General features: G+C 61.0%; 11 protein-coding genes. 5 read left to right on the top strand and 6 right to left on the bottom strand.

What is annotated here, in order from left to right; all coding sequences use genetic code 11:
• The first annotated feature begins 815 nt into the window (after window positions 1-815).
• The 3 genes from HWX91_RS41305 (at window position 816) to HWX91_RS13770 (ending at window position 2,290) form a co-directional block, all read left to right on the top strand.
• Window positions 816-1,346 (top strand): DUF3331 domain-containing protein, encoded by a 531-nt coding sequence (locus tag HWX91_RS41305; protein WP_081832911.1) that lies wholly within the window; start codon window positions 816-818, stop codon window positions 1,344-1,346.
• Window positions 1,347-1,397: 51 nt separating this feature from the next.
• Complete coding sequence (locus HWX91_RS40685; RefSeq protein WP_244144066.1) at window positions 1,398-1,907, top strand: hypothetical protein; 510 nt, start codon at window positions 1,398-1,400, stop codon at window positions 1,905-1,907.
• A gap of 95 nt (window positions 1,908-2,002) precedes the next feature.
• On the top strand, window positions 2,003-2,290 hold the full coding sequence (locus HWX91_RS13770) for a DUF1330 domain-containing protein (RefSeq protein ID WP_028194269.1): 288 nt from the start codon (window positions 2,003-2,005) through the stop codon (window positions 2,288-2,290).
• A gap of 181 nt (window positions 2,291-2,471) precedes the next feature.
• Here HWX91_RS13770 and HWX91_RS13765 read toward each other — a convergent pair whose 3' ends face one another.
• Window positions 2,472-3,647: a porin gene (locus HWX91_RS13765; protein ID WP_028194268.1), complete on the bottom strand. Its 1,176-nt coding sequence runs from the start codon at window positions 3,645-3,647 to the stop codon at window positions 2,472-2,474.
• Between the two features lie 333 nt (window positions 3,648-3,980).
• On the opposite strand from HWX91_RS13765, the gene HWX91_RS13760 reads away from it, so the two are divergent.
• Window positions 3,981-4,292, top strand: coding sequence for a DUF4148 domain-containing protein (locus tag HWX91_RS13760; protein ID WP_028194267.1), 312 nt, complete (start codon window positions 3,981-3,983; stop codon window positions 4,290-4,292).
• Between the two features lie 493 nt (window positions 4,293-4,785).
• Here the strand turns inward: HWX91_RS13760 and HWX91_RS13755 are convergent, their stop codons facing one another.
• On the bottom strand, window positions 4,786-5,715 hold the full coding sequence (locus tag HWX91_RS13755; protein WP_042273707.1) for a LysR family transcriptional regulator: 930 nt from the start codon (window positions 5,713-5,715) through the stop codon (window positions 4,786-4,788).
• Window positions 5,716-6,025: 310 nt separating this feature from the next.
• Between HWX91_RS13755 and HWX91_RS13750 the strand changes: the two genes are divergently transcribed.
• Entirely contained in the window at window positions 6,026-8,971 is a 2,946-nt protein-coding gene (locus HWX91_RS13750) for an ATP-binding protein (RefSeq protein ID WP_221306720.1), read from the top strand.
• A gap of 53 nt (window positions 8,972-9,024) precedes the next feature.
• Here the strand turns inward: HWX91_RS13750 and HWX91_RS13745 are convergent, their stop codons facing one another.
• From HWX91_RS13745 to HWX91_RS13730, 4 genes are all read right to left on the bottom strand, one after another.
• Window positions 9,025-9,429 carry a winged helix-turn-helix domain-containing protein gene (locus HWX91_RS13745; RefSeq protein WP_052660607.1) on the bottom strand — a complete coding sequence of 135 codons (405 nt, stop codon included), beginning with the start codon at window positions 9,427-9,429 and terminating at the stop codon, window positions 9,025-9,027.
• Window positions 9,430-9,466: 37 nt separating this feature from the next.
• The gene (locus tag HWX91_RS13740) at window positions 9,467-10,495 is read right to left on the bottom strand and encodes a winged helix-turn-helix domain-containing protein (RefSeq protein WP_081832910.1); all 1,029 of its coding nucleotides are present in this window, start codon (window positions 10,493-10,495) and stop codon (window positions 9,467-9,469) included.
• 93 nt (window positions 10,496-10,588) lie between these two features.
• Window positions 10,589-11,629 (bottom strand): alpha/beta hydrolase, encoded by a 1,041-nt coding sequence (locus tag HWX91_RS13735; RefSeq protein ID WP_028194266.1) that lies wholly within the window; start codon window positions 11,627-11,629, stop codon window positions 10,589-10,591.
• A gap of 225 nt (window positions 11,630-11,854) precedes the next feature.
• Window positions 11,855-14,398 carry an ATP-binding protein gene (locus tag HWX91_RS13730; RefSeq protein ID WP_042273705.1) on the bottom strand — a complete coding sequence of 848 codons (2,544 nt, stop codon included), beginning with the start codon at window positions 14,396-14,398 and terminating at the stop codon, window positions 11,855-11,857.
• Window positions 14,399-14,568 lie beyond the last annotated feature (170 nt).

Below are 14,568 nucleotides of genomic sequence, written 5' to 3'. Positions count from 1 at the left end.
CTTCGCGGGAACGCTGCGCGATGTCGCTCACGACGTCGTACTCCCTTCATTGGCAAAAGCCTCCTCCACAGCATCCGGAGGGCTGACTCGATTATTCGCTAACTCTGTGGCACTGCCTGCGCTATAACATATTTGAAGGGGCGAACGCTACATGCCGAGCGGTCACAACGTCCGTTGACATTGCCAATTCGGACGCCGACTCGCACCTTGGACTCCCAACCAGGCGCGCTGCACTCAGCACCCTCCCAATCCCCTGGAAATATAGGCTCGGGCAATCTGGCCCGAAGATCCCAAGCAGGTTTCGCACGTTCGAAAATCTTGTTTGGATTTCGATCTCGAGATACGCGAGTAACGCCGCGGCTCACTTTTCGCGACGGTTCAGTCGTGCGTTCTCTTGTGGGGAGTCGCTCCCCAGCTAAGCCGGAGTTGCTGGTGCGACCCGTTGACTACGAAGAGGTGATGAAATGAAGGTGCAACCGTCCGCGGTCGTTGCGATATTTTTGCTCACGGCGGCTGGTGCTGCCGACGCTTAAGGAATGCAACCGTCGGGCAATGTCGATCAGTCATCCGGGCAGCAGCCAATGAATGCAACGCAGCCCGCGAGGCCGATGGACCGCGACAATGTCTGGGACTACGGCGCCCAGCCCGGCGGACGGAATGGTTATGGCAAAACCCGGGGAGCTCAACCGTGCGTGATCGGGCTGTCGTGCGATATTTATCAGGGTAGCTAACCTGCTTGGCTAACGGTAGGTCATCTCCTCGCCCAGGGCCGGTGTCCGTGAGACCGCGGCTTTCTGCGATGGAGCAGGGTTTTCATGCGGTGGTGTCGCTTCGATGATGCGGTTGAGAGGCTGGTGGCTCAGTACGGAGGACAACACGTCATGGTCACGAGGCGGCAGCAGCGCCGAATCTGGTCGGGCATTCTCGATCTGCTGCGATCGAAAACGCCAACCGATCACCCGTCTGTTCTGTCGCAGGGACTTCTACGCCGGACAGCGCCGACGCGCGACGCAGAGCGTCGGTCCGGGGTGCATCCTCACAGCCGAAACCAACTGGTGGTCGTTCTCGACCGGCCGGACCAGAACGCCATTACCGTTTCCTGGCGTGATCCGCAGGGGTGCTGTTACGCAGAGCAGATGTGGCGACTGAGGCATGCACCACATAAGGGGACGTGCGTGCTCAGCGGGCGCGCAATCGCCGCCGGGACACCCGTGTTCATGCCGTTTTCGCGTCCCCGCCCCGCCAACGCAGGCGAGATGATCCTTCCCGCCGCACTGTCTCGGGAAGACGCTGCACTCAGTGATCCCACACGTCCGACGTTTGCCATGCGTGGCGGAGATACTTGAAGCATCTACCGGTTCCCATGCGCTCGAATGCTATCGAAGTGCAGGTGAAAGATGACCTGGCCACTCGGGTTCCCGGACCACAAGCAGCATATTCAAGCTGACTACGATCCGATGCGATCGGCTGATGCCGAGACACTCCAGCCGTCGCATCCCGACGACGTCAACTGCAGCTTCGGAAAGTTGCTATTGATGGCTCGCCCAAAATGGGCATTGATATCGCCCCTTGTTTCGCCGACGACCGCGACCTTTTTCGGTATCGGTAGTGCCTCGGACGTGAACATTCTCCACGTCCAGGGTGCCAATCTCACCCATCCGTCGATCGAAAGCCTGCGCGACGTGCGCATCGCGCTCAATACACGCGACCTGCGCAGACTCTCAGGGAAGTTTCCCGGAGAGTCGCCAGTCGTGTTGAACCGCTCCTGCATGGCAGAACCTCGTATTGTCGAAGTGGGTCCGCCAGGCGTCCGACGCGAGGAGGGAGATCGCCTTGGGAAATTCCGGCGGCGATCGATTCGGGGAATGTCGGTCTGCAATGATCGGGCGGTTGTCTCGCCCAGGTAACGGGTCGGCATCCGCGCCGACGCTGCGTATGGAGGCGCAATGCGGTTTCATGGCATTATCCTGTGCACCTTCACACCACTGCGGGAGCGCACGTCATGGCGACTTATATTGTCTTCACAAGGGAAAGCACGCAGGATCAGGCTGAGCTCGACGTCTACCAAAGCAAGGTTGGCGAGACCTTCAAAGGTCATCCTGTCAAGATTCTCGCTGCCTACGGACCTCAGCAGGTCCTGGAGGGCGACGCGCCAGAGGGCGTCGTGATCGTGGAGTTTCCGTCGACAGCTGCCGCGCGTGCGTGGTACGACAGCCCGGCGTATCAGGAGGTTGTGCAGCACCGATTCAAGGGCGCGCGCTATCGCGCAGTTCTCGTCGAAGGCGTCTGACAAAATACGTTTGAGCGACGCACGCCCTGCCGCCGTTTAGCGCGTGCGTCGCAAGTCTCAGGGCCGGGATTCGTTCAAGTGAATAATGACCGCCCCTCTGTCACTTCCGGTTGCATGAAACCGCTGCGCGGGCGGCCCGCTGTCCTTTTCGCTGCCCGCGTCGGAGGGTACGAATGCGTCTTCAGAACATCGTGCGAAGTCCGATTGCCACGCCTACCTGATTGGTCCGGCCGATGGTGTTGGTCGGAACGCCCTCGCCGTTGACCCCGCCGGGGTAGTCGGCGGAGAAGGCGCCTGTGCCGCGCGCGAAGTCCGTGATCCCGTAGACTTCCGTGCGCTTCGTGAACGAGTATTCGGCGAGAACGGTGGCCGATTGGTTCACCCCCCTCCCGAGCGTGCCGTCGAGCAGCTCAGCATTGCGCGTCTGCCCGTAGTAGTAGGCGAACGTGAACAGCAGTGCAGGCATGGCGTGCCAGTTCGCACCGACGTAATAAGTGTCGTCGATACGGTTCGGACTGCCACCTTTCAGTGTTGGCGCGCCAGATTGCTGCATGTAGCTGTCGGTCAACCCCGTCTTGTCCTGTCCCCGCAGCCAACCGGCCAGGAGGCGGATGTCGTGGGTGATCTGAAACGCGCCGCTGATGTGCAGGAAATTGGTCTTGGCGCCATTGATTGAACTGCCGACACTGGTGCCAACCGAAGAGCCAGTCGCAGATGTCGGAACGGAGACCTGCTGGAAACCCGCGTTGAGCATGGCGGGGCCGTACGTGTACGTCAGTTCCACGGCATAGGTGGCGCCGAGACCGACCGCGCCGGCCTGGTTGCCAAAGCCGTAAAGGGCATTGACATCCAGGCCATCGAAGCTGCCCTTGTACTTGACCGAGTTGTTCACTTCGAGGTAAGGGCCGATGCCGTTATACATCCAGCTGTTTTGCCAATAGTTGCCAACGGTCAGCGGGTCGAAGATGTCGCCCAAGGTGTCATAGGCCGGTGCATATTGCCTGCCAAAAGTCAGCGAGCCCCACGTTTTGTTCGACAGACCCACGAAAGCTTGTCGACTGAACAGGGTGCCGGGGACGTGTAGTTGCCCATTAAAAGCTTCGAAGCCGTTTTCAAGGCGGAAGATTGCGGACCAGCCATCGCCCAGATCCTCGCTGCCCCTCAGGCCCCAGCGGCTGTGGGTTTCCGGCCCGGATGTCATGGCGACCTGGTCTTTGCCACCGGGGCCGGCATTCGTCTGATACCGGACGGCTTCATCGACAATGCCGTATAGCGTGACCGAGCTTTGCGCAAATACCGACGATGCCGCGGCAGCGAAAAGCGCGCCTGTAGCCGCGGAAATAAGTATCTTGTTCATTAGCAATCCACAGTAATTGGTAAGTGACCGGGAAAGTTTTTCAACGCTCGAACAATAGAACCGTGAACGAAGCGTAGTCTGTCATTTCGTGGAAGCACAGATACCAATTGCGGAGTGTTGTTTATTTGCTGTGTCGGCATGTGGGTTGCGCCCGCCTCTTGTGGCGGTATTTTTGGTGGCAACCCTCCGCGAGAATCAGGGTTTACCCTATATATTGCAACAATCCCTTCCTGACCTCGGGCTTAATCTTAAGCGTCCGCTTACCTAAAATATGCTCGTGGTTACGAACAAGGTGTTCGTAGCAGGACAAAACAAAGTCTCGAGGTAAGTACCATGAAGTCCCTTATTGAAGCTGTCGTCGTCGCCGCTGCCCTTGCAGCGCCGGTTGCCGTGTTCGCCCAATCGAGCCAGCCAGTGACCCGTGCGCAGGTGCGCGCTGAATTGATTCAACTCGAAAAGGCTGGCTATGACCCGTCAGCCCGTAACGATGCGACCTATCCGGCTGAAATTCAGGCTGCTGAAGCGAAGGTTGCTGCGCAGAACGGCGCGGCAAATAGTTACGGCGGAGTGGTGAGCGGTTCGTCGGAAGCAGGACGCCCGGCAGTGTCAAAGGGGGACTGGAACGCGATGTACAACCATCCTTAATGCCTTGATGCCTGATAGCCAACAAGATGCTGAACGCATCTAGTCATTGAGCACCGCCATCTGAGCGCACAGCACCCGTTGCGCGCACTCATTTCAATAACTGACTCGCTATCGCGGCAATGCCCGGCAGCGAGCCAGTTTCGTATCGAACCTCCTCCAGCGGGCGCCCCAGTTTGCTAGATTTTCCCGGACCTTGATGGTCTGGGTTTTTTTCGCATTCTCGACCGGCACCCCCCCGCGCGAGTATGTCGTGTGAGAAAACTCGGCGACGCATGTTCGCCGTTCAGAGCTTTGACATCGAAGTGCCAGCCTCCTGACAGCGGCGTTCATGGAGGCTTGTTTGGGGTGCCCGCAGGATCAGCCCATTCATCGATGGCACCGTCGCTCGCGCCTTCAGCCTCGCGGCGACCTTTCTTCGCAGGATCTCCGACAGTGGGGGCAGTCGAACCCAATTTGCCATCTTCGAGGCCGAGAGCCGCGCCGTGTAGCTCATCTATACTTGATGCGCCCACTTAGTCTGATGCGTCGTTGTCCCGGCGCCGGTAATTTCTTCGATCAGATAATCGACGAACGAAGCTATTCGCGAAGAGACCGCTGTATTGCGATAGTACACAGCATGGATCGGCTGTCGAACCTCTTTAGTCTGAGAAGCCAGGATCTGAGTAAGGCGTCCTGCTTCGCGGTCTCGGTGGGTCATAAAATCCGACAGGCAGACTATACCGACGCCTTCGAGCGCTAATTGACGAATCGTCTCCCCACTCGACGAACTAAGCGTGGGTTCTATACGGAAAGGTTCACCGTTGATCCCGAGCAATGGCCATACATTGAGCGACTCTGGTTGCGTGAAACCCAGTAGGGCGTGCTTGCGAAGATCAGAAACCTTGCGTGGACACCCGTGCGCCTCAAGGTATTCCCGACTTGCAAGAACACGCATGCGGCTGCTGCCAATGAGGCGGCTGTGCAGCGTCGAATCCTTCAGTTGGCCAATCCGGATCGCGACGTCGGTCCGACTTTCGAGCAAATCGATGATATCGTCGTTCGTGTTCAGTTCCAGGTGAACGTGCGGATAACGCTCGTGAAAGCCTTTCACGAGTGGGGCAATTACGTGCAGCATAAAAGGTGACGCGGCATTGACCCGCAAGAGTCCCGACGGATTCTCACGCCGTGCAACCATCTGCTCTTCTGCGTTCTCTACGGAGTCGATAATGGAGCGGGCGTGTTGAAGGAAAAGACGCCCCTCCTCGGTCAACGCCATCCTGCGCGTGTTTCGACGCATTAACGTCGTCCTCAGTTTTTCTTCGAGGCGCCCCAATGTTCGGCTTGTTGCCGACACCGTCTGCTCAAGCTGGCGGGCGGCCGCTGTCATCGAACCTGTATTGGCTACGGCGATGAAGGCTTCCAATTCGTCGAGGGTGACGTTCATTGTTGACTTTTGTTCAAAAGAGATTTGTTTATGGACCCGTATCTCGACGCGCGTAAAGCGGGCACACTCGCAGCGTGATGTTGCAAAAAACAATAACGTGGCAAGCGCGAGCCTCGTGCGACAGGCGCCGTCACGGTCAACAAAAAATTGCCATTAACGTCGGGCCTGAGTGCCCTCAGAATTCAGCGTTTGCCTGCTTTCGCTGCGACCGCTTGTGCTTTTTCACACCCGTGTGTTTTACTGTCTGCATGCGATAAGATTTTGGCGCAAACGGATATAAGGATCTGCCTCCTCAAATACGAGTAAGAAGATGACGGATTCCATTCGACCTGCGAACCCCGGTAGTGGCGTGATCGAGTTGGGCCGTTTTCAAATCGATCTGGGGATTCGAACGCTGTTCCAGGACGGCAAAATTGTACCCTTGGGATCGCGCGCCTTCGAGATTCTTGCCGTGCTCGCTTCCGCCGCCGGGCGGGTCGTAACGAAAAGCGAATTGATGGACGCCGTCTGGCCGGAGACCGTGGTCGACGAATGCAATATCCATGTGCAACTGTCCGCGTTGCGTAAAGCGCTTGGCGCGGATCGTAGCCTGATCGTCACCATTCCGGGCCGTGGCTATCATCTGAATCAACGACCACGGGCCGTTCGGGCGACCGTGACCGACTCCCGCGCCTCGCTTAAACGGGGCGCGATATTCCGCGACATCGAATTAACCGGTCGCGACACCTCGGTAGGTGAAATCCGCACGTTGCTCCAGACCGCGCATCTGCTGACGCTGGTGGGTGCCGGCGGAATAGGCAAGACGAGCCTCGCCAAAGAAATTGCCCGCCGTGCCTCGGATGGCCTCTACGGAACGGTCTGTTTCGTCGAATTGGCCACTGTAACCACGCACGATGCGGTTTTGCGCAAGATCGCAGAAGCATGCGGCCTGTGCAGTGCTGACGCGACGCTCGAGATATCGCAACTGGCTGCGGCGCTGTCCGGCACAAGAAGGCTGCTCGTGCTCGACAACGCCGAGCATGTGATCGACGCCGTCGCCTGGGTAGTCGACAGGCTCATCGCGGACTGCGAACACCTGCGGGTGCTTGTCACGAGCCGCGAACCGCTGCGTATCATGGGCGAGACGATCTACAAGGTTGAGCCACTCGATGTCCCCACGCCGGGTTCGACCGAGGCTGAGATTTTGGGGTGTTCAGCGATCCGGCTTTTCTTGTTGCGGGCGAATACGCTGCAACAAAGCAGGGATGCGGTCGGCGCGAATATTCATCTTGTCGGCGATATCTGCCGTCGGCTCGACGGCATTCCGTTAGCGCTAGAGTTGGCAGCGGCACGCGTGGAAGCGCTAGGCCTGGAGCAGGTTCATCGCTACCTGAACGACCGCTTTTCATTACTGACGGGCGGCTACCGAACCGCGCTGCCGCGTCATCAAACCTTGCGCGCGACCTTCGACTGGAGCTTTTCCCTGCTGAATCCGGCAAGCCAGCTACTCTTCGGGCGGCTCGCGGTATTCAGCGGCGGCTTTAATTTCGAGGCGATGTGCGGGGTGGTCTGCGACGAAAGTTATGCGGTAGCGGACGCGATCAGTTGCATTAACGAGCTGGTGGCGAAATCGCTGGTCAACGTTGAGTTCGACGGACCGGTAAGCCTCTATCGCCTGTCCGAATCGACGCGTGCCTATGCGCTTGAAAAGCTGCTCGCCGAGGGCGAGCAGAAGCGGATCGCCGCGCGCCATGCATCTTACCTTTCTCGCTGCTGGCACCCGCAATCGGGCGATAGCCCTTCCGAGCCATCCGGCCGGGAGACAGAACTCAATGAGTGGCTGGAGAACGCACGTAGTGCTTTCGATTGGGCGTTCTCTGAGCAAGGCGATGTCCAAATCGGCGTAGGACTGGCCGCCAGTCTCACGGAGGTGCTACTCGAGACGGGACTGATCGACGAATGTTGCATGCGCGCCGAGCAGGCCATTGAAGCGCTGAATGAATTGCGCCCGGCGTCGGTCGACACTCGCGCGGAAATGCGGTTGCTTGCTACGCTTGCCTCTGTGTTGCCTTATGCTGGCGGCCATGTCTCGAAGCCGGTGGAACTGTGGGGAAACGTGCTTGCGCTCGCAGAGGAAACCGGCGACGGGCCGTGCCACGCCCGCGCCCTCTGGGGGCTTTGGAACGCGATGCTGTCCGCCGGAAATATCCACGCGTCGGAGCATTACGCCAGGCGGTTTCAGCAATTCGTTAGCCAGAGCGGCATGGCTTGGCACGTTATCCTTGGGGATCAACTGCTCGCCATTTCCCAGCACTGCCTTGGCCGGCACGCCGAGGCACGGTGGGTTCTCGAGCAGGCAGTGGAGCGCTTCGAACGGCTGGAGAGCAGACCGCAAGGCGGTGGGAAGTTCGCCGTCGATCCAGCTGTGATGTGCAACGGCACGCTGGTCCGAATTGCCTGGCTGGAGGGCAAGACCGATGAGTCGCTATCGCGCCTTGACGCCCTCATCAACCAGGTGCGCTCGGAGACGCTTGAACCCTCGCTAACGCACGTATTGGGTGCGGCCGCGATACCGCTCGCGCTAATGTTCGGCGACGTGGAGCGTGCCTCGCGCTATGTCGACATCATGCGATCGCAAGCCGCGCTGCATGGTTTCGGAATCTGGCTGGATTACTGCGATTGTCTGGCGGCATGCCGCGACCTACTGGACGGACGAGGGGCGGCGGCGACCGCATTGCTCGAGCAAAAGCTTGAGGCATTACTTGCGCGCGGCTTCAGACGTCTGGTTACGCCATTGATCGTTACCTGTGCGGAAGCGCTGATTGCGGACGGCAACCTGAACCGGGCATCCGCCTGGCTGAGCGAGGCGCAGAATTTTTGCCAGGCGAATGGCGAGCTTTTCTTCCTGCCGGAGGTGTGGCGTGTGCGTGGCACACTGGCTCGAGCCGAATCGCGCGCTCACAACGCCGATAGCGAGGCCGCTATGGAAAAACTCAACACTGCGTTCGCTTGTTTCCAGACATCCATTGAACTGTCCCGCGAGCAGGGCGCAAAGATGTTGGCGTTACGGGCGTCGATTTTGCTGGGCCGCCTGCTTCACGAGCGGGGCAGAACGCCTGAGGCTATCGAACTGCTTGCTTTGCTTGCCGACGACTTCGATGAGAAGAGTACGGTTGCCGATATTCGCACGTTGTTCGCACTTCTTCTGGCTTTGCAAGAACATCAAGGCGCGACAGTCTCCGTGAACCCGTCTCCCCGTTCCCTCGTGACAGGGTGACGCCTCTGACCTGGTCTCACCAGATTTGCATTGCCGGAGAGTCGTCCACATGGTCATGCAGCCAGCAAATCCGCCGGCGCGTCAGCCATGGCGACCTCACGGTCAGAGCGTGCGTCGGCGTCCATCGAAAAATACTGCGCGTAGCGCGATGCAAGACGCGACATGTCGGCTTGCTCTCGCAGTTTGTCGGCGGCGTAAGCGCGGGTGGACTCGAACAGCCGATACTTCGCTTCCGATTCGTCGAGACTGACGTTGACCAGGGATTTTGCAATCAGCTCGCCGATTCCATCGGTCACGTCCTCTTCCGACAGTTCCGAATCGCACACAACGGCATGCATGGACTCGAAGGTAAACGGGGCGGTGAATAGGGAGAGCCGCTGGAACAGGCATTGAGCGGTTTCGCTCAATAGCGCGAAACTCGCATCAAAGGTAGCGCGCAACGTTCGGTGGCGCGGCATTGCGGTGCGGTAGCCGCCTGTCAGGATTGCCAGCCGGTCATCCAGTCGGCGACGCACGCCGTCGACACCCAGCGCTTCGACCCGGGCCGCGGCCAGCTCGATGGCCAGCGGAATGCCGTCCAGTCTGCGGCAAATCTCGCCGATCAGGCGGATTTCGCCGCGATCGGTGCGGACATTGGCCGGCAGCGAGTTCGCGCGCTGAATGAACAGGTCGACGGCGGGACTTTGCAGAATGTCTTCGTGGGTGGAACAGGTTTTCGGTAGTGCCAGCGGGGTCCACTCTGAAGAGCACTTCCGAACGGATACGCAAGGGCTCTCGACTTGTGACCAGCACGCGCAGCGCGTTGTTTCCCGCGAGCAAGCGCTCGATGAGTTCCGCCACGCTGCCGACAACATGTTCCGCGTTGTCGAGCACAAGCAGGCGCGGCGTTTCAGAGAGCGCCGCCGCGACTGCGTGGACGGTGATGCCGGCGCTGTCCACGGCGAGCGAGCCGCTTTCCGCTATCGCGCGCAGCACCGCTTCCTGGGTGGTCAGCGCAGTCAACTCCACGAACGACACGCGTTCATCAAACTGGGAGGCCTTCTGATGCGCCACGTCAATCGCGAGACTCGTCTTGCCGATGCCACCCGTGCCGGTGAGCGTCACTAGCTGCGAGCACGTCAGGGCCTCGCACAGTTGGCGGGTCGCGGTCTCGCGCCCGACTAACGCTGCGCGACGGGCCGGCAAGGAGGGTTTCAGCGCCGACATGCCCCGCGGCTGTTCAGGCGCCTCAGGCATCTGAGGCTGTGCCAATTGATAGCCGCGGCCGGGTACGGTCACGATGAGATCCCGATCTGCGCCGAGTGCCTTGCGCAAGGCGGACAAGTGCACGTCGATATTGCCTTCTTCAACGATGATGCCCGGCCAGACTGCCTTCATCAATTCGTCACGCGTCACGAGGCGCCCATTTGCGGAGACGAGCACGGCCAGAATGTCGAAGGCGCGGGACCCGAGGCGGACGGACTGCCCATCCAGCCGCAAGCGGCGCATTCCCAGGTCAATGTCGAAGCGTCCCAGTTTCATCATGATGCAATGCCCCAATTAAGAAAAATAACTACGTTCCCGGATCAAGCGGCAATCGCATCGAATTCTGATGACATGCCGATCGCGTGGGTAGCGTCAGGAAAGCACAGGGCTCGCCGCAAGTCGCAGCGACGTTTTCAACGTGTTGCACGCTTGCATCAGTGCGGCATCCGTGAGGAACGTGTCGGCGAGTCCTTCGAGGACGACGAAGTCATGGATCGTGCCGAGATAGCGGGTTGCATTGACCTGAACGCCGGCGCGCATCAGGTTGCGTGCGTAGGCCTCGGCATCGTCCCGTACCACGTCGTTTTCTGCCGTGATGATCAGGGTGGGCGGGAGGCCTTCAAGATCGGCGGTCGTGGCATGGAGGGGCATCGCCGTCGTGTCGGTCAGGCGTTCAACGGGGAACTGCGCGCGAATGAACGATTGCAACGCAAGCGCAGTCAATCCGGGGCCGTCGGCGTAGCGGCCGTAAGAGTCCGACGTCATGTTTGCCGACAGAATTGGGCAGAACAGAAGCTGCAGCGCGACCCGCGGGCCGCGCCGCACTTTGGCCAGAAGCGCGATGACGGCAGCCATATTGCCGCCCGCGCCGTCGCCGGCAACGGCGATCGCCCGGCTATCGATTCCCAGCACACCGGCATGCTCGACCACGTAGAGCAACGCCGCGTAGGCCTGCTCGTTCTGCGTGGGGTAACGTGCTTCCGGCGTGCGCGTGTACTCGACGAATACGACCGCCGCCTCGGCTTGCACTGCCAGCCGGCGGATCAGTCGATCATGGGTGAGACGATCGCCCATGCTCCATCCGCCGCCCGGAAAATACAGGACGGCGGGCAGCGCGGACGACGCGGCGAGCGGGCGCAGGATGCGAATATTGACCGAACCGGTCGGGCCGGTGGGCAGCGTCAGATCTTGGGTGGTCACAGGAAACCGGTCGGCGGACTGAGCTTGCCGCTGGTCCGACTCGCCGGACGAGACCGGCTGTTGAAGCAGCAAACGATCGGGATGTTGGCCGGCCTCTGCGACCAGATCGAGAAATTGCTGGATCTCGGGATCCAGGACCGGGTGTGCCGACGACGGCTTCACCAGAGTCGATGTCGAGCGCTGGGAGGTGGCGGTGGACGCGGGTTGATTCATGAGTCGGGTTCCGATGAGAAGGGCCGTTGTGGATGCTCGGAATCGACACCTTGCGCGGCTCTTCGTAGAGCGCGGGTCGTTCTGCCAATCACGAACATTCCGTCTGAAGCTATTCTCATGCGGACACCGGCGAGGGCGTCAGTTAAGCTTTGCTAAGAACTGTTATCAGCCCGCCAGGCGGGCCTCTCCGGCCAGGCGGCCGGGGCGCGCCAGACGGCTTTTAGCTCATGCCGCGGCGAACTCGTCGGGTTGTGCTCCGCCCGCGCGAGGCCGTTCGAGCAGGCGCTCGCGCATCCATGAGGGCTGGTCGAGACGACCTTGCGCGATCAGTACGTCGACGCAAGCCTCGGAGCCGGTGCTCGCAAACAGCTCCAGCTGCATGACGGTGGCGTCTCGCACGACGGTTTGCCGTCCTTCCAGCAGGTGTTCGAAGCCCTCCGCCCATTTATCCCAGTGTGACAGCCCGCGTTTGCGAGTCCGTTCGCGCAATTGGGCGGTGAGTTCGCGCGCCATCGCCGTATTGCCTTCCCATAGCGCGATCGGGATGGCGCCGATCGCGAGGCCATAGCAAATCGATAGATCGTGGTCAATCGCCAACGCGAGGTCGGCGCACTCCCGGGCGAGCGCCACGGCCTCGGCGGCTGAGCCCTGCAGCCAGAGGATGCGCATCTGGAGGGACATCGAGGCAATTCGGCCGTCGACCTGCGCATGGTTCGCATGATTCGCCCGAACCGGATCTTCGTCGCGAGCGATGACGTCCTCGATCAACGCGCGCGCCTTGACCTGATTGCCCAGAAAATGATGCGACAGGGCCAGCATGTGATCGGCGGTCTGTGCGGCAGAGAAATCACCGGTGCCGGACGCGAGGCCGCTGAACTGTTCGGCCCGCTGCAAGCTTTCCGAATAGCTTCCCGCCAGGATGCGCTGGGCCCAGATGCCCCATAACGTTCGCAACGCGAGGCCCACGTCGTTCAGACGCATGGCCGCTTCATAGGCGTGCTCGAAGGCGTGCGCCATCGCGGTTGTCGGCCCGCGCGTATGCCACAGGGCATGGCCGTAAGCCGCGAGCAATTCGATGTGCTGGGGCGTGCCCGCCAGATCGGAGCGCTCCGCGGCGGCGATGGCATGTTCTGCCATCGCCAGAAACTCATGGGGCAAGGACAGGTGAAACCAGAGCGGCGCAGTCACGATCACCAGCCGGATGGCGAGGGTAGGGTCGCCTTCCTGACGCGATGCCCAGTCGAACGCGGCCCGGATGTCGTCGATACGCCCGCTGTGGATGGCGAGCCATTCGCGGGGCGCCTTGCCTTCCCACGCCGCCACCGGATCCGCAAAGATCTGGCAACAATGTTCCGCGTGCCGGGCCCTCACCGCGTCGACCTCGTGGGCCTCCATGAGGCGCAGATGCGCATAGTGGCGAGTGGTGTCCAGCAGCCGGTAAGGTAAGGGCGACCCGTTGACGTCGCAGGAAACCAGCGATTTGGCGATCAGGCCCGTGGTGGCGTCGAACACGGCGAGATCGTCGAGTTCCGGGCAGCGCGCGACCGCGGCCGCCCCGCTCATGTCGAAGGACCCGCGCATGACGGACAGGCGCCGCAGAACCTGCTGCTCCTGAGGCTGCAGCAGTTCATAGCTCCAGTCCAGCGTCGCACGAAGCGTTTGCTGCCGGGGCAGGGCGGTGCGGCGGCCCTGGGTGAGCAACGCGAAGCGGTCGTCGAGGCGCGCTGAAATCGCGTGGACATCCATCAAGCCGACCCGGGCCGCGGCGAATTCGATCGCCAGCGGGATGCCGTCGAGTCTGCGACAGATGTCGCACACCGCCGTGACGTTCGATGCCGTCAACGCAAATGAATCGTTCGCGGCCTTGGCGCGGTCGTGAAACAGCGCGATCGCGGGATATGCCCGCGCTTCGTCCGTGCCAAGTTCCGTGCCCGATCCCGGCGACGGCAGTGCCGCGAGCCGGTGCACCGACTCGCCGTCTGCCCGCAGCGGCTCCCGGCTCGTGACGAGCAGATGGACCCCGGGCGAGCCCTGCAGCAACTGTTCGGCCAGTTCGGCGACGGCGTCGATCAGGTGCTCGCAGTTATCGAGCACCAGCAGCACAGGCGTGTTGCCCAGCGCCTTGATCAGGTCCGGCACCGGATCGCCGCTGAACACAGCGACGCCCACGGCGGAGGCCACCGTACTGGCCGCGCTGGAGGTCTCCGAGACCGGGGCGAAATTGACGAACAGGGCGCGGGTGCCGGTGCGCTCGGAAAATCGATGGGCGATGGCCAATGCGACGGTCGTCTTCCCCATTCCGCCGGGCCCGGTGATGGTCAGAAAGCGTCGCTCGGGGAGCTGATCCGTGAGGCCCGCAATGATGTCGTCGCGGCCGATCACCCGTGCCAGGCTGACCGGCAATGTTCGAGCGTCGCCGGAGGGCCGAACGGGAGGGGCTTGCGAAACGGATTTCGTCACCGGCACCGCGAACCGGTAGCCGCGCCCCGTCTCGTTGACGACGTAGCGGACGCCCTCGTTGCTATCGCCCAAAGCCTTGCGTAAAGCCGACATATGCACGCGGAGGGCGCCTTCGTCGACCACGCTGCCGGCCCACACGCGGTCGCACAGATCCCGTGTCGACATCAGCTGGCCGGCGCTTTCGACCAGCACCACCAGAATGTCGAGCGCGCGGCTGCCGAGCCGGACGGGTTCGCCGTCCTTTGTCAGCGCGCGCTGCGGAAAATGCAAGCTGAATGGGCCGAACGTCAGGCTGTACGGGGGAACCATCAAACCACCTTTATTTATGGAGTGTCGTCAACAGTAGCAACGCTTCCGGAGTGTGGCATCCGGAAAAAATATTGCATCATCGCGCACCCCCACACTGCCGCCAACTTAAAAGATCTGAAATCGAACGAGGCGGCAAGCGCGCCGGAACAGAGTCGCAACGCGCGGTTTTC

This window comes from Paraburkholderia fungorum (assembly GCF_902833645.1).
Taxonomy (GTDB): Bacteria; Pseudomonadota; Gammaproteobacteria; order Burkholderiales; family Burkholderiaceae; genus Paraburkholderia; species Paraburkholderia fungorum.
Note: the sequence above shows the minus strand (reverse complement) of the source record. Positions and strands in the feature narration are given on the sequence as shown.